This window comes from Jiella mangrovi, assembly GCF_017815135.1.
GTDB classification, from domain to species: domain Bacteria; phylum Pseudomonadota; class Alphaproteobacteria; order Rhizobiales; family Rhizobiaceae; genus Jiella; species Jiella mangrovi.
Map to the genome: position 1 here is coordinate 58816 of NZ_JAGJCF010000013.1, position 20002 is coordinate 78817.

At 63.4% G+C, this 20002-nt stretch carries 23 protein-coding genes and 1 pseudogene; 12 read left to right on the forward strand and 12 right to left on the reverse strand.

Annotation, left to right across the window (positions count from 1 at the left end; all coding sequences use genetic code 11):
- Positions 1-14: 14 nt before the first annotated feature.
- From J6595_RS15780 to J6595_RS15795, 4 genes are all read right to left on the reverse strand, one after another.
- Positions 15-1295 (reverse strand): TRAP transporter large permease, encoded by a 1281-nt coding sequence (locus tag J6595_RS15780; protein ID WP_209595544.1) that lies wholly within the window; start codon positions 1293-1295, stop codon positions 15-17.
- 98 nt (positions 1296-1393) lie between these two features.
- The gene (locus tag J6595_RS15785; protein ID WP_209595545.1) at positions 1394-1963 is read right to left on the reverse strand and encodes a TRAP transporter small permease; all 570 of its coding nucleotides are present in this window, start codon (positions 1961-1963) and stop codon (positions 1394-1396) included.
- A 115-nt stretch (positions 1964-2078) separates the two neighbouring features.
- Entirely contained in the window at positions 2079-3059 is a 981-nt protein-coding gene (locus J6595_RS15790) for a sialic acid TRAP transporter substrate-binding protein SiaP (RefSeq protein WP_209595546.1), read from the reverse strand.
- A gap of 232 nt (positions 3060-3291) precedes the next feature.
- Positions 3292-4035 (reverse strand): endonuclease/exonuclease/phosphatase family protein, encoded by a 744-nt coding sequence (locus J6595_RS15795; RefSeq protein ID WP_209595547.1) that lies wholly within the window; start codon positions 4033-4035, stop codon positions 3292-3294.
- A 276-nt stretch (positions 4036-4311) separates the two neighbouring features.
- On the opposite strand from J6595_RS15795, the gene J6595_RS15800 reads away from it, so the two are divergent.
- The 6 genes and pseudogenes from J6595_RS15800 to rarD all read left to right on the forward strand — a co-directional run bounded on the left by J6595_RS15800 (position 4312) and on the right by rarD (position 9411).
- Positions 4312-4515, forward strand: a complete 204-nt coding sequence (locus tag J6595_RS15800; RefSeq protein ID WP_209595548.1) for a hypothetical protein — start codon at positions 4312-4314, stop codon at positions 4513-4515.
- Between the two features lie 105 nt (positions 4516-4620).
- Positions 4621-5589, forward strand: coding sequence for a prolyl aminopeptidase (pip, locus tag J6595_RS15805; RefSeq protein ID WP_209595549.1), 969 nt, complete (start codon positions 4621-4623; stop codon positions 5587-5589).
- Between the two features lie 134 nt (positions 5590-5723).
- Positions 5724-6218: a GFA family protein gene (locus tag J6595_RS15810; protein ID WP_209595550.1), complete on the forward strand. Its 495-nt coding sequence runs from the start codon at positions 5724-5726 to the stop codon at positions 6216-6218.
- A pseudogene (pip, locus tag J6595_RS15815) lies at positions 6215-7168 on the forward strand (prolyl aminopeptidase). The gene J6595_RS15810 and the pseudogene pip (J6595_RS15815) overlap by 4 nt, the downstream one beginning before the upstream one ends.
- Before the next feature lie 302 nt (positions 7169-7470).
- On the forward strand, positions 7471-8139 hold the full coding sequence (locus tag J6595_RS15820; RefSeq protein ID WP_209595551.1) for a hypothetical protein: 669 nt from the start codon (positions 7471-7473) through the stop codon (positions 8137-8139).
- Positions 8140-8484: 345 nt separating this feature from the next.
- On the forward strand, positions 8485-9411 hold the full coding sequence (gene rarD, locus J6595_RS15825; protein WP_209595552.1) for an EamA family transporter RarD: 927 nt from the start codon (positions 8485-8487) through the stop codon (positions 9409-9411).
- Between the two features lie 18 nt (positions 9412-9429).
- Here rarD and J6595_RS15830 read toward each other — a convergent pair whose 3' ends face one another.
- Positions 9430-10980, reverse strand: coding sequence for a carbon-nitrogen hydrolase family protein (locus J6595_RS15830; protein WP_209595553.1), 1551 nt, complete (start codon positions 10978-10980; stop codon positions 9430-9432).
- 304 nt (positions 10981-11284) lie between these two features.
- Between J6595_RS15830 and J6595_RS15835 the strand changes: the two genes are divergently transcribed.
- Together J6595_RS15835 and J6595_RS15840 are read left to right on the forward strand one after the other, a co-directional pair.
- Positions 11285-11905 carry a YceI family protein gene (locus J6595_RS15835; RefSeq protein ID WP_209595554.1) on the forward strand — a complete coding sequence of 207 codons (621 nt, stop codon included), beginning with the start codon at positions 11285-11287 and terminating at the stop codon, positions 11903-11905.
- Between the two features lie 252 nt (positions 11906-12157).
- Positions 12158-13480 (forward strand): ABC1 kinase family protein, encoded by a 1323-nt coding sequence (locus tag J6595_RS15840; RefSeq protein ID WP_342453222.1) that lies wholly within the window; start codon positions 12158-12160, stop codon positions 13478-13480.
- 28 nt (positions 13481-13508) lie between these two features.
- On the opposite strand, the gene J6595_RS15845 is transcribed toward J6595_RS15840, so the two are convergent.
- A complete protein-coding gene (locus tag J6595_RS15845; RefSeq protein ID WP_209595555.1) occupies positions 13509-14021 on the reverse strand; it encodes an SRPBCC family protein in 513 nt (170 codons plus the stop codon).
- A 103-nt stretch (positions 14022-14124) separates the two neighbouring features.
- Here J6595_RS15845 and J6595_RS15850 point away from each other — a divergent pair, with 103 nt between their 5' ends.
- Positions 14125-14454 carry a metalloregulator ArsR/SmtB family transcription factor gene (locus J6595_RS15850; protein WP_209595615.1) on the forward strand — a complete coding sequence of 110 codons (330 nt, stop codon included), beginning with the start codon at positions 14125-14127 and terminating at the stop codon, positions 14452-14454.
- Between the two features lie 56 nt (positions 14455-14510).
- On the opposite strand, the gene J6595_RS15855 is transcribed toward J6595_RS15850, so the two are convergent.
- Positions 14511-14681 (reverse strand): hypothetical protein, encoded by a 171-nt coding sequence (locus tag J6595_RS15855; RefSeq protein ID WP_245198534.1) that lies wholly within the window; start codon positions 14679-14681, stop codon positions 14511-14513.
- A gap of 82 nt (positions 14682-14763) precedes the next feature.
- On the opposite strand from J6595_RS15855, the gene J6595_RS15860 reads away from it, so the two are divergent.
- Both J6595_RS15860 and J6595_RS15865 read left to right on the forward strand, forming a co-directional pair.
- Entirely contained in the window at positions 14764-15048 is a 285-nt protein-coding gene (locus J6595_RS15860) for a type II toxin-antitoxin system RelE/ParE family toxin (protein ID WP_209595556.1), read from the forward strand.
- Entirely contained in the window at positions 15020-15334 is a 315-nt protein-coding gene (locus tag J6595_RS15865; protein WP_209595557.1) for a HigA family addiction module antitoxin, read from the forward strand. Before J6595_RS15860 ends, J6595_RS15865 begins: the two co-directional genes overlap by 29 nt.
- Before the next feature lie 18 nt (positions 15335-15352).
- On the opposite strand, the gene J6595_RS15870 is transcribed toward J6595_RS15865, so the two are convergent.
- The 5 genes from J6595_RS15870 to J6595_RS15890 form a co-directional block, all read right to left on the reverse strand.
- The gene (locus tag J6595_RS15870) at positions 15353-15958 is read right to left on the reverse strand and encodes an LOG family protein (protein WP_209595558.1); all 606 of its coding nucleotides are present in this window, start codon (positions 15956-15958) and stop codon (positions 15353-15355) included.
- Positions 15959-16022: 64 nt separating this feature from the next.
- Positions 16023-16634 carry a histidine phosphatase family protein gene (locus tag J6595_RS15875; RefSeq protein WP_209595559.1) on the reverse strand — a complete coding sequence of 204 codons (612 nt, stop codon included), beginning with the start codon at positions 16632-16634 and terminating at the stop codon, positions 16023-16025.
- Positions 16635-16762: 128 nt separating this feature from the next.
- Positions 16763-17575, reverse strand: coding sequence for an enoyl-ACP reductase FabI (gene fabI, locus J6595_RS15880; RefSeq protein ID WP_209595560.1), 813 nt, complete (start codon positions 17573-17575; stop codon positions 16763-16765).
- A 113-nt stretch (positions 17576-17688) separates the two neighbouring features.
- Positions 17689-18645, reverse strand: coding sequence for a DnaJ C-terminal domain-containing protein (locus tag J6595_RS15885; RefSeq protein WP_209595561.1), 957 nt, complete (start codon positions 18643-18645; stop codon positions 17689-17691).
- 184 nt (positions 18646-18829) lie between these two features.
- Complete coding sequence (locus tag J6595_RS15890; RefSeq protein ID WP_209595562.1) at positions 18830-19252, reverse strand: RT0821/Lpp0805 family surface protein; 423 nt, start codon at positions 19250-19252, stop codon at positions 18830-18832.
- 57 nt (positions 19253-19309) lie between these two features.
- Between J6595_RS15890 and pdxH the strand changes: the two genes are divergently transcribed.
- Positions 19310-19930 (forward strand): pyridoxamine 5'-phosphate oxidase, encoded by a 621-nt coding sequence (gene pdxH / locus J6595_RS15895; protein ID WP_209595563.1) that lies wholly within the window; start codon positions 19310-19312, stop codon positions 19928-19930.
- Positions 19931-20002: the final 72 nt, after the last annotated feature.

The following is a 20002-nucleotide window of genomic DNA, read 5'->3' on the forward strand; positions in this document are numbered from 1 at the left end:
GCGACGCCGGCGCCTCAGCGATAGATCAGTGTCGGCAGCCACATGGTCAGGGCCGGAAGGAAGGTGACGAGAGCGAGCACCAGAAACAGCGGCACCAGAAACGGCGCCGTCGCCGAGACGCAACGCTCGAAGGGGACGTTGGAGACCCGCGACAGGACGTAGAGCACCATGCCGATGGGCGGGGTGAGCAGGCCGATCATCAGGTTCAGCACCATGATCACACCGAAATGCACCGGATCGACGCCCATCTTCATGGCGATCGGCAAGAGAACGGGCGTCAGGATGGTGATCGCCGCCACCGTCTCCATGAAGCAGCCGACGACGAGCAGAATGAGATTTATCAGGAGGAGCACGATCCACGGGTTTTCCGATACCGTCAGGATCAGCGCGGCGAAATGCTCCGGGGCCCGGTTCGACGTCAGCACCCAGGCGAAGATCGTCGCGGCGGCGACGATGAAGAGAACGACCGAGGTGGTCTCGATCGTATCGAAGGAGACGCGAAGAAAACGGCGGAGCGAAAGCGTGCGATAGACGACGAGGCCGAGGAACATCGCCCAGACACAGGCGGCGATGGCCGCCTCCGTCGGCGTGAAGGCGCCCGTCAGGATGCCGCCGACGATGATGACCGGCGTCATCAGCGAAAGGGCGGCGCGCAGGAAAGTCGTCCACAGGGCGCCGAGGCGGAAGCGCTGGTCGACGGGATAATTCCGCCGCCGGGCATAGACGGCGATCATCGCCATGAGCGCCACCGCCATCAGGAGGCCGGGCACGAAGCCTGCGGCAAAGAGCTGGCCGATCGAGGCATTGGCATTGACGCCGTAGATCACCATGGGCAGCGACGGCGGGATGATCGGCCCGATGGTCGAGGAGGCGGCGGTGATGCCGACGGCAAAGCCCGGATCGTATTTGGCGTCGCGCATCGCCTTGATCTCGATCGCGCCGAGGCCGCCGGCATCGGCGACGGCGGCGCCCGACATGCCGGCGAAGATCACCGAGGCGCCGACATTCACATGACCGAGGCCGCCGCGCATCCAGCCGAAAATCGCCTTGGCGAAATCGAAGATGCGCTCGGTGATGCCGGCGGAGTTCATCAGGTTTCCGGCGAGGATGAAGAAGGGGATCGCCAGGAGGGGAAAGGAATCGACGCCATTGACCATGCGGTGGATGACGACGACCTCCGGCACCCGGCCCTCGACCAGAATGAAGATCGCCGAGGACGCCGCCAGGGAGATCGCCACCGGGACGCCGAGGGCCAGGAGGCCAAAAAGAAGGAGAAAGAGCAGGGCGAGAAGCATTGCGGGTCAATCTGGTAAAGCGTGCTGCGCAGGGCGGAGGAAGGCAGAAATGGAAGCGTCAGGTCCTTGGCGCGCGGCGCCTTTCGGGCGGCCCGCCGTCAGACGCCCTTCGTCGAAACGGCGAAGCGCTCCGGGTCGATCAGCCGGCTGGTTCCGGTGCGAAGGTGGCGGACGAGCGCAGCGAGAGCCCAGACCGCCATCAGGGCGAGCGAGACGGCGACGAGCCAGTAGACCCAGGATTTCGGCAGATCGATCGAGACCATCTTCTGCTGGGTGCGTCCGGCCAGGCTGATGCACAGCCATGTCATCGTGACGTAGAAGGCCAGAGAGACGACATCGACGACGATCTGCAGCACGAAGCGGATCGGCCGGGTGAAGTAGCGGTAGAACAGTTCGACGGCGATGTGGCTTTCCTTGCGGGCGGCCATGATCGAGCCGACGAAGGTGACGGCGATCAGCAGGAAGCGGGCGATCTCTTCGGTCCAGCCGAGAGAATCGTTGAGTACGTAACGGGTCAAGAACTGCAGGAAGACGACCCCGGCCAGCACCCAGAAGACGACCAGCACGACGCCGTCGCTCCATCTGAGGTCCGACAGATCGACCGGTTCGTCCTGAAGCGGCGAGGGCTCCTCGGCCCGGACGCCGCGCTCCGGCTCGACAGATGACATGGCCAGTCTCCTCCCAGGAACGGCACACGGGGAACGATCCGATCCGGAGGGCAGAGAGCCGCCCGGATCGGTGTCTTCAGGATGCCGCGCTGATGGCGGCAGCCGTTTCAAAGGACTATTCGATCGCCTGGAGGCGGTCGTAGGTCGCCTGATCCCAGGTGGCGTCCGGGCCGTTATGGAGCTTCATCGTCATCTCCCGGAACGGCGTGATGTCGACCTCATGCACCTTCACGCCCTGTTCGCGGAACCAGTCGGCGAGTTTCGCCTCGTTGTCCCGGACCTGGGTCGATGCGCATTCGGCCGTCTCCTCCAACACCTTTGTCAAAGCGGTCTGGTCGGGCTCGTCCATCTGGCCCCAGGTCGGCCCGCCGACGATCGTCAGCAGCGCATCGTTGATGTGTCCGGTCAGGTTGATGTCCGACTGGACCTCGTAGAACTTCTTCGCCTGAATGGTCGGAAGCGGGTTCTCCTGACCGTCGACCGTGCCTTGCTGCAGTGCAAGGTATACCTCGGCGAAGGCGATCGGGGTCGGGTTCGCGTCCACGGCCTTCGGGAACATCATGTAGAGCGGGGCATTCGGGACGCGGATCTTCATGCCCTGCATGTCCTCGGGCTTTTCGATCGGCTTGTTCGAGGTCACGTGCCGCTGGCCGTAATAGGTGGTGGCCACGACATGGTTCCCGGTGGCGTCCTGATATCCCTGCGCCAGCTCCTTGAAGAGGTCGGAGTTGCGATATTTGTCCCAGTGGTCGTAATCACGGAACATATAGGGCGCGCCACCGATGGCGATCGGCCCGTAAGCCCTGCCGGCGAAGAGCTGCCCGGTATAGATGATGTCGACGGTGCCGAGCCCGAGGCCCTCGTTGATATCGACCTCCTTGCCGAGGGACGAGGCCGGATAGACCTCGATGGAATAGCGGTCCTCGGTCGCCTGTTTCAGCTTGTCGGAGGCCTCGACGGCGCAGCTGTGATAAGGTTCGCTGGCTTCGTAGACATGGGCGAATTTCAAGACGGTCTGCGCAGCGGCGGACCCGGTAAAGGCTGTGGAGGCAAGCAGCGCCACTCCCAACGCTGTCGTCTTACAAGCGTATGCCATTCAGTTTTCCTCCCTAACGTATACGCAGAAAGGCCATCTTATTGGCTTGCGCCGCAAGTGCAATGGCAGACCTCAATCCTCGCCTGACACCTGTCTAAGTTACGGCCGAATTCGCCGGTGCCACCCCTCATGCCGGCCCGGCCCCGTCGTCTCGACCGGGCAATTCGAAACAGCTGAAGCGGCGGCGACGGCGGCAAGCCGGCCGTCCGATCGCCGCGATCGGAGGCGCCCCTCAGGGCTGCGACACCAGCGGGCGAACATGCCGGCGGACAGATTCGCTGCCGGGAAAGGCGACGTCGGCATAGACGGGCAGGTGATCGGAGGCGCCCCGCGACCGGTTGGAGACGTGAACGCCGGTGTCGACGAGCCTCACCTCGGGGCTGAGAATGATCCGGTCGAGCGCGCCGAGCGGCATGCGGGAGGGAAAGGATCGCCCCGGAACGACGACCTGATGCGCCTTGCCGAAGAGCTTGAAGCAGCGGCCTTGCGGGTTCCACTCGTTGAGATCGCCCATCATGACCGTCGGCACACCCGGTTTCAGGCTCATCAGATGCGACAGGATGGCAGCCGCCTGGCGCCGTCGCCACAGTCCGAGCAGGCCGAGATGCATGGCGACGACGCGCAGTCTCGCCTTGCCGACGGCGAGTTCGACGAAGGCCGCGCCGCGCGGCTCGAGGGCAGGGAGCGTCAGGCAGTCGGCGCCGAGCACCTCGATGCCGTCACGCACGAGGACCACGTTCCCGTGCCATCCAAGCCCACCGGGCCGCGCATCGAGGGCGACGGGAACATAGCGGGTCTCGTCGCGGATGGCCTGCCGTGGCAGGGACGACGTGCGCGCTCCAAAGCGCCGGTCGACCTCCTGCAGGGCGACGACGTCGGCGTCGATCTCGTTGAGGACCGCAAGCGTCTGCATCGGGCGCCGGCGCCAGTCGGTGCCGATGCTCTTGCGGATATTGTAGGATGCAACGCGCAACACGGACTGGCCTCCTTGCTGTCCCGTGGCTCAGGTAGCACGTCTCGATGTCATGGTAATCGGGGCTTGGCCACGACTTGCCGGTCAAACCCGGAAGGCCAGGGCGGCCAAGTGTCGCGAGGCCGGGGCCGTCGGTCACGATGAAGCCGGAGCCTGCCGCACTCGGATCATTTCCCGGCTACCGAATTGGCTCAGCACTCGAGCCACGATCCGACTCGACTCAGCATCGCGTCGAACAATAACATCACCCAAGGGAAGCAAGGACCGGGGGGAGGGAAAATGAGCAGCGAACGACTACGCGACGCGATCCTGTCGGCGCGAAGCGAAAAGGCGACATGGTCGCTCGGGCGCCAGGCATTCAGGCGCGAGGGGCTCGGCGCGTTCAACCCCTTTCGATCGAACGCAGATCCCGAACGGGCGCTCTGGGAGGAGGGCTTCAATTTCGAGCGGGAGATTGCGGCCCACCGCGAAACCCGCTTGTGATCCGGGTCCGCTCCCGTTCGCGTCGGGCCGCGCCGCCGGGGGACATCGAACCGTTCCGTCGATTGTCGTTTGCGCCCCTCGGGGTTTCAGCTGTAATGCGCTGCAATGACATTGCGCAAACCATTCCCCCCGATCGAGCCGTTCAAGATGGGCCGGCTGGATGTCGGGGACGGCCACGAGCTCTATTTCGAGGAATGCGGCAACCCGAGCGGGCTGCCCGTCGTCTTCGTGCATGGCGGGCCGGGAAGTGGCGCTTCGGCTCCGCATCGGCGGCTGTTCGATCCGCAGCGGTATCGCATCGTTCTTTATGATCAGCGCGGCTGCGGGCGCTCGATCCCCTTGGGCAGCCTGGAAAACAACACAACCTGGCATCTCGTCGATGATCTCGAACGGCTTCGCCGGCACCTTGGGATCGAGCGCTGGCTGCTCTTCGGCGGCTCCTGGGGCGCTACGCTGGCGCTCACCTATGCCCAGGAGCACACCGAACGGGTGCTTGGTCTAATCCTGCGCGGCATCTTTTCCGGCCGACGCTCCGAGCTCGACTGGTTCTACGACTGGGGTGCCAACCGGCTGTTTCCGGACCATTGGGAAAACCTCGTCGCGTCGATCCCCGCATCGGAACAGGACGACCTCGTCGCGGCCTATCGGCGGCGTCTCACGCACCAAGATCGCGCCGTGCGCGCCCAGGCGGCGAAGGCATGGACGGCGTGGGAAGCGGCCACCGTCATGATGCGCACGACGAACCCGCCGAACCCTTCGCCCAGCGCCACTGCGACGGATGGGCAGATCGCCTTCGCACGGATCGAGAACCACTATTTCTTCCACGAGCTCTGGCTCGAAGAGGGGCAGTTGCTCGACAATATCGACCGTCTTGCGCAAACGCCCGGGGTCATCGTCCAGGGCCGCTATGACGTCGTCACCCCGGCGATCACCTCATGGCAGATCGCTCAGGCCTGGTCGAAGGCCGATTACCGGCTGGTCGAAGGCGCGGGGCACGCCTTTGCCGAGCCTGGCATCCTGCACGCGCTCCTCGAGGCGACGGATCGCTTTGCAGACGCGTTCGCGGGCCGCTGACAGGCGGCCTCGACGATCGCTTGCGCCGGAAGGTCGGCCAATTGTCGCCGGGACAAGCTCCTGCTTCTCTTTGCGGGAAGACGGACGTATGAATTTCGGGCAGCGTCGAGGCTGAGCAGCGTGGGAGATGACGAATGTCGATCTATACCGGCGGATGCCAGTGCGGCGCGGTTCGCTTTCGATGCGAAATCGATCTGGCCAGCGCGCATGTCTGTCATTGCAGGATGTGCCAGAAGGCCTTCGGCTCGTTCTATGCGCCGCTAGTCAGCGCGCGGAAGGGCACTGTGGCCTGGACCAAAGCCGAGCCGAAACGCTTCCGTTCATCGAGCCATGCGCAGCGGGGTTTTTGCGCCGAATGCGGGACGCCACTGACCTATGAGGCGAGGGAGGGCGTCTCGATCGCCATCGGCGCCTTCGACGATCCGGCCGCCATCGCTCCCCGCCATCAGTTCGGACTGGAAGCCAAGCTGCCTTATGTCGACGAGCTGGGCGAGCTTTCCGGTCTGGCGACGGAGGACGACCCGGATATGGCGGACGTCATTGCAACGTTCAAGAACCACCAGCATCCAGACGCCCCGTCGCCCGACGAGGCGTCGCCGGCGACCTTATCCGAGCCAGACAGACCATGACCCATGCACTGCGGGGGCTCTATCCCGAGATCGAGCCCTATGAGACCGGCCAGCTCGACGTCGGGGACGGCCATACGATCTATTTCGAGCGATGCGGCACCAAGGGTGCGACGCCTGCCGTTTTCCTGCACGGGGGGCCGGGCGGCGGCTGTTCTGCCGTCCACCGCAGGCTGTTCGATCCGGCGCGCTATGACGTGCTCCTCTTCGATCAGCGCGGCTGCGGCCGCTCGACGCCCAATGCCAGCCTGACGGCCAACACCACCTGGCATCTCGTCGAAGACATCGAGCGCCTTCGCGGACTGATGGGCGTCGAAAAGTGGCTGGTCTTCGGCGGATCCTGGGGATCGACCCTGGCGCTGGCCTATGCCGAGACGCATCCGCAGCGGACCTCGGCGCTGATCGTGCGCGGCATCTACACGCTGACCAGGGCCGAGCTCGACTGGTACTATCAGTTCGGGGTCTCCGAAATGTTTCCCGAAAAGTGGGAGCGCTTCGTCGCGCCCATTCCCGAAAGCGAGCGGGGCGACATGATCGCCGCCTATCGCAAGCGGCTGACCGGGGACGACAGGGACGAACAGCTGCGTGCCGCGAGAGCCTGGAGCCTATGGGAAGGCGAGACGATCACCTTGCTTCCCGATGAGAAGCTAAGCCACGACTTTGGCCGTGACGATTTTGCCATCGCCTTTGCCCGGATCGAGAACCACTTCTTCAGCCATGCCGGCTGGCTGGAAGAAGACCAGCTGATCTAAAACGCGGGGAAACTCGCCGGCATTCCCGGCGTCATCGTCCATGGCCGATACGACATGCCGTGTCCGGCGCGCACCGCCTGGCGGCTCGCCAAAGCCTGGCCCGACGCGGAGCTGCACCTGATCGAGGGGGCCGGCCACGCCTTCGACGAGCCCGGGATCCTCGACCGGCTGATCCGGGCGACGGATCGGTTTGCCGGGTAGGCGCGATCTAGAGACGGCGACGATGATCGAGGTCGTCCGTCGCCTCGAAAGCAAAGGGCGAGGCGGCATCCGGTGGGTGTACCTGATGGGCGAAGCGAGTTTGCACGGGGCCTGACGAAGTGGCAGGATTGTGCGGGATCTGTTTCCGTCCCCGGCGCAACGATGCGTAGCTTCAAGAAGTGAGAGCGTCCTTTGTGCGTCTCTTCGGACGCACGACGCTCTAAATATCGAGGATCGAAGGAATATCTGCACCCTTTATATCCTTGCCCGTCTTCCGCTGTTCGGTATCTTCCGCCAACAGAATGTCAGTACAAATCTGGAATTATTTTGGTATGATTGCCTCATTCAGTAATAATTTCATTTTTCTGAAGACACGAAAGACTGGAGGCACAAGTGTCGAAATCGTATTGAGCAGCTGGTGTGATGCCGGTGATGTTTGTACAGTTGTGTCCCCGGTGGACGAGGTGACACGAGCTTCGTTCGGCGGGATTTTACCCGTCGAAGAATACAAAGGCGCAAAAGTATTCAATCACATGAATGCTGCGCATGTTCGTAAAATATTCCCGACGCTGTGGCGCGACGCGTTTGAATTCACAATTGAACGACACCCTTACGAGAAGGTCATTTCGCGAGTTTATTGGCGGATTGGGCGTCGGGGCGGGAATGTCGATCAGGAATACGAAGCGGAGCTCGAACGTACATTGCAGATGGGTGATTTCGTGGATCGCGACCTGTATTCGATCGGCGGCAAGATCGTCGTTGACGAAGTGATCGATTACCCTGACATGTGGCCCCGGTTATCGGAGCTGGGGCGCGCCTGGGGTCATACGGTTCCCGATGAAAAGCCGAATGCGAAGGGACAACATCGCAAGGACAGACGTGCTGCGGCAGACATTTTGAGTGAACGACAAAAATCTCGCATTCGCGAGATCGCCGCCTTCGAGTTCGAAACATTCGGATACGCGGCGTAAAGGCCCGGAACAGGGCAGAACGGAATACGGTCACCTGAATGAGGGCTATTTCGATCGATCATTGTCGTCGAGTACTCTTCGCCCTTTGTCTGCCAACGTGCTCCAGAATTCCGGTTGGTTTCCGTCGTCATCGCTTCCGGCCAAGGGTCTTACCGGACGATAAGCTCGCGAACTTGTATGTGAGCGGGTTCAAGTCTGAATGGCTTTGAGCGCGCTGCCATTCGTTGCCGTGATCATGGGGATCATCAAAAACCGGCAGCGACCAACCAGGCACGAGAAACGGGCGGAAGCCGCCGGCGCATTCAGATAAGAGGCGTCCATCACTTCGGCCAGCGAGTTTCCGCCATGCCATCTCCTCAAGGCGAAAGCCGTCAAGGTCTCGCCTACGCCCTCGGCGCCTATGCCATCTGGGGCTTCGTGTTGCCGATCTACATGAAGCTTCTCGCTCATGTCTCGCCAATCGAGGTTGTCGCTCATCGCATCATCTGGGCCTTGCCCTTCGCGATTGCGATCCTTCTCTGGCAGGGAACATTGCGCCATGCCCTGGCCCATTTCCGCGAACCAAGGACGCTCGGCCTTGCGGCGCTCACCGCCGCGCTGATCTCGGTCAATTGGGGCGTATTCGTCTATGCGGTCGGCACGGGCCAGACCGTGGAGGCGGCCCTCGGCTACTATATCAACCCGCTGGTCAACATCGCCCTGGCGGCGATCTTCCTCGGCGAGCGGCCGACGCGCCTGCAGGGCCTCGCAATCGCCCTCGCAGCGGTCGGCGTTGCCATCCTGACGCTCAAAGCCGGTGGCCTGCCATGGATCTCGCTGGTGCTGGCGATGACCTTCGGCACCTACGGGCTGCTCCGTAAGACGGTGCGCGTCGGGGCGAGCGAGGGTTTCTTTCTCGAAGTGGCTCTTCTGGCGATCCCCTCGATCGTCCTCGTCCTCCTCTTCGTGCCCGAAAAGCATTTCCTGAACGACGGCATCGAGACGACGCTCCTCGTCGCCGCGGGCCCGCTCACCGCGGTTCCGTTGATCCTCTACGCCGCCGGAGCCCGGCTCCTCCACTTCACCACCATCGGCATCATGCAATACATCGTGCCGACTTTGATGGTCCTGACCGCGGTCTTCCTGTTCGGCGAACCTTTCGGCGGCTGGCAGCTCGTGGCCTTCGGCTTCATCTGGACGGCGCTGGGGCTCTATACCGGCACGTTGTTTCGACGGCGCGTCGGTAAGGACACTGCCGTGCCGACGCGCCCGTCGTCCGGCCTCACGCCGTGACGACGACCCCGGCGGGCGTCAGCCCCCGTCCGACCAGCGTGTGCGATAAAGATCCAGCCGGCGGTCGCGGAAGTTCCGGACCGAGCCCTCGTATCGCGCCCACATCAGCGTCGAGAGATTGAGATCGGCGACGGCGACCATCTCGACGTTCTCGGAGGCTTCGGCCGCGATGCCGTCCCGGGCGAAGGGGAAGTCGCACGGCGTGAAGATGCCGGACTGGGCATATTCGATGTCGAGATTGTCGACATTGGCGAGATTGCCTGTCATGCCCGAGGTCACGACATAGCACTGGTTCTCGATCGCCCGCGCCTGGCAGCAATAGCGCACGCGAAGATATCCGTGCCGCGTGTCGGTGTTGAAGGGCACGAAGAGGATGCGTGCGCCCTGGTCGCACAGGCGGCGGGCGATCTCCGGGAACTCCGAATCGTAGCAGATCATGATGCCGACCGGGCCGCAGTCGGTCTCGATCACGTCGATCGGGTCACCGCCCTGGATGTGCCAGTATTGCCGCTCGTTCGGCGTCGGATGGATCTTTTCGCGGGCATGGACCGAGCCGTCGCGCAGGAAGGCGTAGCCGACATTCTGGATCTCGCCATCCTCGGTGCGGGTCGCGTGGCTGCCGCCGATGATGTTGATGTTGCGGCGGATCGCCATCGCCGTCATCCGCTCGACGAAGTCGGGCGTGTGCTCGGTGAGCCTCGAGATAGCCGCTTCCGGCTTGAGCTCCTCGGCCTCGCAGGACAGGAGCATCAGCGTGAAGAGCTCGGGGAAAACAACGAAGTCGGCCTCGTATTCGGCCGCGACCTCGACGAAATATTCCACCGCGTCGTAAAACTCCTGCGGAGCGGCGATCTTGCGCGCCTGCATCTGCACCGTGACGATGCGCACAATATCCGGGTTCGAGCGGTTGACCGGCTGCTTGGAATGCTCCGGATCGTAATAGGGGTTGCGCCAGATCATCAACACGCCGTTGCCGCCCGAGGCGACGTCGATCGGATAGTAGTTCTTCAGGAGAAACTCCGGCTCGAAGCCGGCCTTCAGGTGAAACGAGGCCACCGGATCGGTCAGCTCGTTCTTGCGCACCGCCTCGAGATAGGCCTCGGCGGTGCCGTATTTCTTGGCGTTGCGTTTGTAGCCGGGCAGGCGTCCACCGAAGGCGATGCCCTTCAGCTCAAGATCCTGGCACAGCCGCCGACGCGCGTCGTAGAGCCGCTTGCCGATCCTCAGGCGCCGCTTGTCCGGATCGACGCAGACCTCGATGCCGTAGAGCCAGTCGCCCTTCCTGTCATGCATCGCCGCATAGCCGCCGCCGGTCACCTCGGCCCATGAGTGCTGCTTCATCACCTTCGCCTCGGGCAGGATCATCGTCGCCGCATAGCCGACGATCTCGTCCTCGTAGACGACGACGAACTGTCCCTCCGGAAAGGCCGAGAGCTGGCCCATGATCATGCCGCGCGTGTAGGGCGCCTCGTCCTTGAAGACCTTGGCCGAGAGGGCGATGAGGTCGGAAACGTCCTTGGTCGTCGCGGTACGGACTTCGATCTTAGGTGTCGAACGCTTCTCGGCCATGGGTGGGGGAATTCCTCAATGTTGAAAAATGGGGCGAGACAATCGCCAGGCGGCTGCGCCCCGGTGCCCTGACATAGGCGACATACGCTCTCGCACAAGCGAAAACCCTTGCCGGCAGTCCAGACCGCCGGCGCAAAGGTGACGAAACCATGCGAAGCGATGAACTCACCGTAACGCCATAGTGCGACCCGCACGGGTTTCATTCCAAGGCGCGATCGATAGCTATAGCCCCTGCAACCCCAAGGCAGGGTCATGTCGCTCTGCCGGCCGGCAATCGCAACACGTCGCAACACAAGGAGCCTTCATGCGGTCATTTGTTCCCGCCCTCGTTATCGCCCTTTCGGCAGCTTCCCTTTCTTCGCCCGCCGGCGCGCAGAGCATCGACATCGACGCCGGCACCTACGTCAACGATCCGCTGCACACCAATGTCCTGTGGAACGTCGATCATTTCGGCCTGTCGACCTATATCGGCCGCTTCGCGGACATCTCCGCGACGCTCGAACTCGACCCGCAGGACGTGACGAAGTCGCAGCTGACCGCCAATGTCGATCCAGCTTCGGTGGACACGCACTATCCGGCCGACGACAAGAGCTTCAACGACGAGATCGAGAGCGACATGTTCCTCGACGCCGCAAAGTTTCCCGAAGCGAAATTCGTCTCGAAGTCGATCGAAGTGACGGGGGACAAGACCGGCACGGTGACCGGCGACCTGACGCTGCACGGCCAGACCCATGAGGAGACGATGGACGTCACCTTCAACACGGTCGTCAATCCGCATCCGGTTTCCAAGCTTCCGACGATCGGCTTTTCCGGCACGATGACCTTCGACCGCACGAAATACGGGATCGACACCTATGCAGGGCCGGTCGGCAAGGACGTGACGCTGGAGATCCAGACCGAGTTCGTGCCGAAGAAGGCCGAGTAGCGGCCGGCTGCGTCGCCGGTACGGGCGTCCAATCGCAAGGCTGCGAGCTTCCGGCGGCCTTGCGGGTCTCGAGTTCCGCCGCGGCGACGCGCAGCCCCGGGAGGTGTACCTGTTTCGAGCCGAAACGCGCCTCGCCAGGACGACGGGTCGCAGGCGCGGAGCTTGTACAGGACGCCAGAAGACATAGCTCAGCATGACAGGGGCGGCGGCAGGTTTCGTGTCGCCGCTTCGCGGCTGGAAAGGTCTTCGTCCGTGGCGCTACGCCCTCGCTCCCCCCGTGGCTCGTCCGTTCCGACCGGCCGCCTGTCGCGGCTTGCCCGTCTGGGCGGACTGGCCGCCAATGTCGGCGGGGGCATGCTGATCGACGCGGCCGGGCGCGCGGTGCGCGGCGAGAGGCCAAGGCTGGAAGACCTCGTCCTCACCCCCGCCAACGTCCTGAAGGCGACGGAGCAGCTCGCCCAGCTGCGTGGTGCGGCAATGAAGATGGGCCAGCTGATATCGATGGATGCCGGCGACGTCTTGCCGCCGGAGCTGGCGGCGATCATGGCGCGGCTGAGGGCCGACGCCGAGCCGATGCCCAGGCGCCAGCTGCAATCCGTCCTCGACGGAGCCTGGGGCAGGGGCTGGGAAAAACGATTCGACCTCTTCGACCACCGCCCCATCGCCGCCGCCTCGATCGGCCAGGTGCATCGCGCCCTGACGACGGACGGGCGTCTGCTCGCAATCAAGGTCCAATATCCGGGCGTTGCCCGCAGCATCGACAGCGACGTTGACAACGTCTCGACGCTTTTGCGCGTTTCCGGCATCGTCCCCAAACAGCTCGACATCGCTCCGCTGCTGGCCGAGGCCAAGCGCCAGCTGCACGAAGAGGCGGACTACGAGCGCGAGGCGGGCTGCATGGAACGGTTCGGCGAGCTTTTGGCCGGGGAAACCGACTATCTCGTGCCGGAGGTTCATCGCGACCTGTCGGGGCCGACGGTGCTGGCGATGACATTCGTCGATTCGGTCCCGATCGAGACCGTCGAGACCGCGCCGCAGGAAGCCCGGAACCGGATCGCGCGGCTCCTCATCGATCTGTCCCTGCGAGAGCTCTTTTCGTTCCAGCTGATGCAGACGGACCCCAATCTCGCCAACTATCGCTTCGAGCCGGCGAGCGGGCGAATCGTTCTCCTCGACTTCGGCGCGACGCGGGCCTTTGCGCCGCAGCTCGCCGAAGAGTGCCGGCGCCTCGGATCAGCCGGCATGGCGAGCGACTGGCCGGCAGCGCGGCAGGCTCTCACCGAGATCGGCCTCATCGACGCCAGCGTTCCGAAGCGCCATCAGGACAATGTCATGGCGATGGTCGAGATGGTGATGGAGCCGCTGCAGCGTGCGGACATCTTCGACTTCGGCAACCGCGCCATCGTCGAGACCATGCGCGAACAGAGCATCGCCTTCGCCGCTGAGCGCGACGGCTGGCGGCTGCCGCCGGTCGACACGCTGTTTCTCCAGCGCAAATATGGCGGGACCTATCTGCTGGCGGCCCGTCTCAGGGCGAAGGTCGACGTGAAGGCTCTGTTCGCAAGATATTTTTGAGGCGACGTAGCGGACTGAAATGTTGCGTTCAGGTGGCGCCGAGGAACCCGGACGGGGCCTGATCGCTCGCTTTGTCTTGACGTTCCTGCGCCAGACGCCGCCAGTTCCGCGCGGCATAGGCGTGTGCTTGTTTCAGCGCAATCAAGAGCCCCAGCCGCCGGATGATGCGCAGCATCCCTCGCGCCTCGAACGTGGTGGTCCGTTCGACCCGCGTCTGCCCGCCACCGAGAGGTGTCAGCGTGAACTCATCCTCCAGATGCCCCACCCAATTGCGGCACCAGACCGTCGAGGCGATCATCCGGTAGGCGAGGCGGCGGTTCGGCTCGAAAACGAGAATGCGCTGGTCGATGGTGCCGCGATCGGTGGTGCATTGGCGGGTGCGTCCGACGGAGGCTTCGCCCTCCAGAACCTTGCAGCTCATCGGCTTGGGAATGCCGAAGCAAAACATCAAAGGCCTTGTGTCGTCCATCCGCGCTTTGGTGAAATGCGGCCAGATATCTTCGGGCTCGCAGGGGAAAACCCATTCGGAATGAAGGCGCATGAGAGGCTCCTGACAGTTCTTCATTTAGGTAATCGACTTATCGTTGTCGTGTCAACGCTTAATTGATTGCCTAATCGTCTTACTGTATGGATGGCCCATGTCGATGCAATTGATCTTCGAGGCGCTGGCCTCGCCCGTTCGCCGCAAGATCCTCGCCTATGTCGCCCATACGGAGCTGAACGCCGGCGAGATCGCCGCGCGTTTTGACATGTCGAAGCCGTCGATCTCCCAGCATCTTCAGTTGCTGGAGCATGCCGGACTGGTCACGAGCGAAAAGCGCGGGAAATACGTCTATTACCGCCAGGTGCCGGACACTTTGGCGACGACGCTCACCGGCTTCGTCCAGGACATCTGCCCGATCGGCGCGCCGATCCGCCGCGAGAGCAAGGACCTTTCGCTGGCACCAAAGGTCCGCCAAGCGAGCGAAGACTGAGCCGCGTGGATCGAGCTTGGCCAGCTGCTTTCATACGCGATTGATACGGCCGTCTTTCAGAGCGTCCCGTTGATCTCGCTGCGCCCGCTGGCTTCGCCATCCGCGCCTTGCTGCATCAGCGTCGGCACGATGTCCTCGGCCTTGTCGATGACCAGCGGTTTCACCTTGTCGGCGGAATGTAGGAAGCCTTCCTCGGCCATGTGACCGAAAAGCCGAGCGAGGTTCATACCGTGTTTGCAAGGTGGTGCGAGGCGGTTGCAATGGCCATGACGCGTTGCGTTATGAACTGTATGTGCTTAAATTCGCTCCATGATCCGGAGCATCGCTGATCCCGAGACGCAGTTGATCTGGGCAGGTCGGCGAAGCGGGAAGTTGCCGCCGGACATCCAGTCCGTTGCCTTGAGAAAACTCCGCATGCTCAATCAGGCGAGAGTGCTGCAGGATTTGCGCGTGCCTCCAGGGAATCGTCTCGAGGCGTTGAAGGGTGGTCGATCGGGGCAGTACAGCATTCGGATCAACGACCAGTGGCGGATATGCTTTTCATGGGAAGAAGGAGATGCTCACGATGTCGAAATCGCCGACTACCACCGCTGAGCTTTTGCCAAATCCGCATCCCGGCGAGATCCTGCTCGAGGAATTCCTGAAACCGATGGGCATCAGCCAGAATGCGCTCGCCCGCGCCGTGCACGTGCCGCCGCGACGGATCAACGAGATTGTCCTCGGCAAGCGCGCCATGACGGCCGATACGGATCTGCGCCTGGCGCGGTATTTCGCGATGTCGGACGGTTTCTTCCTGGGATTGCAGCTGGACCACGACCTGATGGAACGGCGTCGCGAAATCGAGGCCGATCTGCAGGCGATCGAGCCGAGAGCTGCCTGACCGCCTGAAATGCCGGCCTCAGAGCTTCCCGATGATCTCGCTGCGCCCGCTGGCTTCGCCATCCGCGCCTTGCTGCATCAGCGTCGGCACGATGTCCTCGGCCTTGTCGATGACCAGCGGTTTCACCTTGTCGGCGGAATGCAGAAAGCCCTCGTCGCCCATGTGATCGAAGAGCCGGGCGAGGGGATCCCAGAAGCCGTCGATATTGGCGATGACGACGGGCTTTTCATGACGACCGAGCTGGCTCCAGGTCATGATCTCGACCAGCTCCTCCAACGTGCCGATGCCGCCCGGCAGAGCCACGAAGGCGTCGGAACGCTGGAACATGATGTGCTTGCGCTCGTGCATGTCCTCGGTGACGATCAACTCGTCGAGACGCTTCAGCTCGCGCTCGGTCGCTTCCATGTCGATCAGGAATTTCGGGATGATGCCGGTGACCTTGCCGCCGGCCTCGATGACCGCGTCGGAGACGGCCCCCATGATTCCCTTCGTGCCGCCGCCATAGACGAGTTCGATCCCGGCTTTGCCGAGCTCCGTCCCAAGGCTGCGGGCGGCGGCGATATATGACGGGTTGCGGCCCGGCGAGGAACCGCAATAGACGCAGACGGATCGAATCATGTTCATGCTGGAAAGGTCCGACGGCAGCAGCCAGAAATCAAGCGAAAGCGCTGAGACAGCGTTGCGCCGCTCACACCCAGTCGAGGCTGGCGTTGTTCACGTGCACCATACGATCGTGGGGAACTTCCATCCGCGAGGCCTCCTGGCCCGGCACCTTGCCGTAAAGGGACATGAAGCTGCGGATGACGCCCCCATGGGCGACGAGGATGGTCGGACGATCGAGCGCTTCGAAGACCGGCCAGACCCGCTCGGCGAGCATCGCGTAGGATTCGGCTTTGGCGCCGGGCGGAACGAACCCCCATTTGTCCTTCTTGCGACCACGAATGCCTTCGGGATCGAAGCCGGCCACCTCGTCCATCGTCGAGCCCTGCCAATCGCCGAAGTCCAACTCGACGAGCCGCGGGTCGGTCAGAAAGGCGTCCGGGTCGAGGCCCATTTCACCGCGGATAATGCGCATCGTGTGCGAGGCTCGCCCGAGCGGACTGGCCAGGAACTGGAACTCGGCCTTGCGCTCGCCCAGAACATTGCGCAGATAGCGCCCGTTCCGCCGTGCCTGCGCCCGGCCGAGCGCGTTCAGCGGCACCTCGACCTGGCCCTGCAGGCGGCCTTCCGCATTCCAGTCCGTCTGACCGTGCCTGGAAATGAAAAGCTCTGGCAAGGCGCCCAGTGAAGCGTCGTTCATGAAAAGCGTTCCGCGCTGCGGGATCGGCGGCTGTCGAAGGCGAAGCACCAGCGCGATCCCGGTTGGGGCTAGGGCATATCAGGTCCGGATGCCCGGCAGGGCCGCGCCGACCATAACAGTCAGCTGTCCTAGACGACGGAAATGTCAGGCGCGTCCACGGCTTTCATGCCGACCGTGTGGTAGCCGCAGTCGACATGGTGAACCTCGCCGGTCACGCCGCGCGACATGTCCGAGAGCAAATAGAGCGCCGACTGCCCCACTTCGTCGATCGTCACCGAGCGTTTCAGCGGCGCGTTATACTCGTTCCACTTGAGGATATAGCGGAAATCGCCGATGCCCGACGCCGCCAACGTCTTGATCGGGCCCGCGGAAATCGCGTTAACGCGAATGTCCTGCTTGCCGAGATCGACGGCGAGATAGCGGACCGACGCTTCGAGCGCGGCCTTGGCGACGCCCATGACGTTGTAGTGCGGCATGACCTTTTCGGCGCCGTAATAAGTCAGCGTCAGGATCGAGCCGCCCTTGTTCATCAGCTTCTCGGCGCGCGCGGTGATCGAGGTCAGCGAATAGACCGAGACGTCCATTGTCTTGCGGAAGTTCTCGCGGCTGGTCTCGACGTAGCGGCCGGTCAATTCGTCCTTGTCGGAAAAGGCGATGGCGTGAACGACGAAGTCGATCGTGCCCCATTTCGCCTCGACCTCCGCGAAAACCGCGTCGACCGTCGCCTCGTCGGTGACGTCACAGTGGCCGGCGAGAATCGCGCCCAGTTCGTCCGCGAGCGGCGCGACACGCTTTTTCAAAGCGTCGCCCTGATAGGTCAGCGCGATCTCGGCGCCGGCATCGGCGAGGGCCTTGGCGATTCCCCAGGCAATCGAGCGGTTGTTGGCAACCCCCATCACGAGGCCGCGCTTGCCCTCCATCAGCCTGTCAGATCCAGCCATGGCGCACCAACCTCCAAGGGATATTTCACAACACTTTGCGCGGCGGGGGTATGGCACAGAGGTGAGGGGGCTTCAAGCCACGGCACATCGCCTGTCCCCCGCCGGCGTAGGCGTCATCGCCCCGCCGGTTCGGCGGCGCGCTCGCGCATCAGCGCCTCGAGAGCGATGTCGCCTTCGGGCAGAACGATCTCGGCCTTGACGAAGAGGTCGCCCCGACCCCCGGTCTTGGTCGTAAGGCCCTTTCCCTTGAAACGGAAGGTCTTGCCGGAATTCGTCCAGGCCGGGACATTCAAGGCGACGCGACCGTCCAGCGTCTCGACCTCAACACGGCCTCCGAGCACGGCGGTGCGCAGCGGGACGCTGACCGAAAGCCGCAGATCACGCCCCTCGACCTTGAATCGTGGATGCGGTGCGAGCCGGATCGTGATCATCGCGTCGCCGGGTTCACCCCCGGCCGGCGCCGGCTGGCCCTGACCGCGCAACCGAATCGTCTGGCCGTCCTCGACCCCGAGCGGCAGCCTGATCGCCAGCTTTTTGCCGGACGCAAAGGCGACTTCCACCTTTTCGTTGCGGACAATGTCGTCGAGATCGATGGTCAGGTCGGCGGTGATGTCGGCGCCTTTCGAAGCGCCGCGCCGCGCGCCGGAAAAGCCGCCGCTGGCGGTAGAGCGCTTGGCGCCGCCACCGCCGAAGGCGCCCTCGAAGAGGCTGGAAAAGATGCTGTCGGCGTCGAAGTCCTCCGCCTTCGTCGAAGAGCGATAATCGAAACCGCCCGAGCGCGATCTCTGGCCGGCGAAGGGACCGCCACCGCCGAACGGATCGCCGCCGGCAAAGCCCTGAAACTTCGGCTTGCCTTCCGCGTCGATCTCGCCGCGATCGAACTGCGCGCGCTTGTCCTTGTCGCCGACGATCTCATAGGCCTGATTGGCCTCGTTGAACCGGGCCGCGGCGGCAGGGTCGTTGGAATTTGCGTCTGGATGATATCGTTTCGCCAGCTTGCGAAAGGCCGACTTGATCTCCTTGTCGCTCGCCGACTTCGCGACGCCGAGCACAGCGTAGGGATCACGCATAGGCTGTCAGTTCCTTCAAGATGGGCATGGATGGGATTATGGAGCAGGCACGAGCCCGCCAGATCGAATCCTGCCTTATATGATTGCTCGGCAGGGAAAATTGAAGGTCGCCCCGCCATTGCGGCAACCAGAGGCGCAATTTTCTACCCGGACGTCGATCGATGGCAGCTTGGCCGCCGAAAATTCAGCGCTTGCCGAATTCGATCAGCGCCCACTCGCCGGCGCCGACGGTGCAGGCGCGTCCCGCATAAAGGGCGATTCCGTCGAAGCGCTGCCGGGAGGCCTCGAAGGAGCGGCAGATGCTGTCGCCCTGTTTTTCCTGGCTGAGCGCCGTGATAACTCCGCTCGAACCCGTCTCGGGATTGGACCAGGGATAGCGGCCCGTGCCGCGATCGAGGTCGAGGGCGGAAACGGCATTGCGAACGATCCTGCGGTCCGAATCGGTATCGGGATCAATATCGGGCGAGGCGGCCTGCGGCTCGACGGAGCCCGTGATGGTGGGATCGAGCAACGTCTCCTCGACACCCGGCCCGGCAACGACGCATCCGCCGAGGCCGCCCGTCAGAGCCAGGAGTAGAACCACCTTGTATCGCAGCACCGATCTCATATGTCGTAAATCTCGGCGACTCGACGCCTGGCTTTCATTTCCGGGGGCAATATCACAATGACCGACGAACCCTTAAAACTCAATGAAACAGACGTCGGGCTGGATCCGGTCGCGTTCTTCTCGGGCTGGATGGAACAGGCCGTCGAAACCGAACCGAACGACCCGGGCGCGCTCTCGCTCGCAACGGTCGACGAAGACGGCATGCCAGACGTGCGCATGGTGCTGCTCAAGGGCTATGATGATCGCGGCTTCGTCTTCTACACGAATTTCGAGAGCGCCAAGGGGCGCCAGGCCCTGGCGACACGCAAGGCGGCGATGTGCTTCCACTGGAAGAGCCGGCGCCGGCAGGTACGTCTGCGCGGCCCGCTCGAGATCGTCAGCGAGGCCGAAGCCGACGCCTATTTTTCCTCGCGGCCACGCGGCAGCCGCGTCGGCGCATGGGCGTCGAAGCAATCCCAGCCGCTGCAGAGCAGGGCGGAGCTCGTGGAAGCCGTGGAGCGATTCGAGACCAAGTTCGGCGAAGACGAAATCCCGCGCCCGCCCCACTGGTCCGGTCTGCGCCTGATGCCCCTGTCGATCGAGTTCTGGCAGGACGGCGCCTATCGGCTGCACGACCGGATCGTCTTCAGGCGGCCCTCGCGCGACGCGAAGTGGGAGATCGTCCGGCTGTCGCCCTGAAAAACCCGAGGTTCAGGCCCGTAGACGCCGCGACTCCGCGTTGCCAGCGTCGCTCGCAATCGTGTATGTCCA

Coding starts and splice junctions, on each gene's coding strand:
- J6595_RS15780 (WP_209595544.1), bottom strand. CDS start 1,295: ATGCTTCTCGCCCTGCTCTTTCTCCTTCTTTTTGGCCTCCTGGCCCTC.
- J6595_RS15785 (WP_209595545.1), bottom strand. CDS start 1,963: ATGTCATCTGTCGAGCCGGAGCGCGGCGTCCGGGCCGAGGAGCCCTCG.
- J6595_RS15790 (WP_209595546.1), bottom strand. CDS start 3,059: ATGGCATACGCTTGTAAGACGACAGCGTTGGGAGTGGCGCTGCTTGCC.
- J6595_RS15800 (WP_209595548.1), top strand. CDS start 4,312: ATGAGCAGCGAACGACTACGCGACGCGATCCTGTCGGCGCGAAGCGAA.
- pip (WP_209595549.1), top strand. CDS start 4,621: ATGACATTGCGCAAACCATTCCCCCCGATCGAGCCGTTCAAGATGGGC.
- J6595_RS15810 (WP_209595550.1), top strand. CDS start 5,724: ATGTCGATCTATACCGGCGGATGCCAGTGCGGCGCGGTTCGCTTTCGA.
- J6595_RS15820 (WP_209595551.1), top strand. CDS start 7,471: ATGTCAGTACAAATCTGGAATTATTTTGGTATGATTGCCTCATTCAGT.
- rarD (WP_209595552.1), top strand. CDS start 8,485: ATGCCATCTCCTCAAGGCGAAAGCCGTCAAGGTCTCGCCTACGCCCTC.
- J6595_RS15830 (WP_209595553.1), bottom strand. CDS start 10,980: ATGGCCGAGAAGCGTTCGACACCTAAGATCGAAGTCCGTACCGCGACG.
- J6595_RS15835 (WP_209595554.1), top strand. CDS start 11,285: ATGCGGTCATTTGTTCCCGCCCTCGTTATCGCCCTTTCGGCAGCTTCC.
- J6595_RS15845 (WP_209595555.1), bottom strand. CDS start 14,021: ATGCGCCTTCATTCCGAATGGGTTTTCCCCTGCGAGCCCGAAGATATC.
- J6595_RS15850 (WP_209595615.1), top strand. CDS start 14,125: ATGCAATTGATCTTCGAGGCGCTGGCCTCGCCCGTTCGCCGCAAGATC.
- J6595_RS15855 (WP_245198534.1), bottom strand. CDS start 14,681: ATGAACCTCGCTCGGCTTTTCGGTCACATGGCCGAGGAAGGCTTCCTA.
- J6595_RS15860 (WP_209595556.1), top strand. CDS start 14,764: ATGATCCGGAGCATCGCTGATCCCGAGACGCAGTTGATCTGGGCAGGT.
- J6595_RS15865 (WP_209595557.1), top strand. CDS start 15,020: ATGTCGAAATCGCCGACTACCACCGCTGAGCTTTTGCCAAATCCGCAT.
- J6595_RS15870 (WP_209595558.1), bottom strand. CDS start 15,958: ATGAACATGATTCGATCCGTCTGCGTCTATTGCGGTTCCTCGCCGGGC.
- J6595_RS15875 (WP_209595559.1), bottom strand. CDS start 16,634: ATGAACGACGCTTCACTGGGCGCCTTGCCAGAGCTTTTCATTTCCAGG.
- fabI (WP_209595560.1), bottom strand. CDS start 17,575: ATGGCTGGATCTGACAGGCTGATGGAGGGCAAGCGCGGCCTCGTGATG.
- J6595_RS15885 (WP_209595561.1), bottom strand. CDS start 18,645: ATGCGTGATCCCTACGCTGTGCTCGGCGTCGCGAAGTCGGCGAGCGAC.
- J6595_RS15890 (WP_209595562.1), bottom strand. CDS start 19,252: ATGAGATCGGTGCTGCGATACAAGGTGGTTCTACTCCTGGCTCTGACG.
- pdxH (WP_209595563.1), top strand. CDS start 19,310: ATGACCGACGAACCCTTAAAACTCAATGAAACAGACGTCGGGCTGGAT.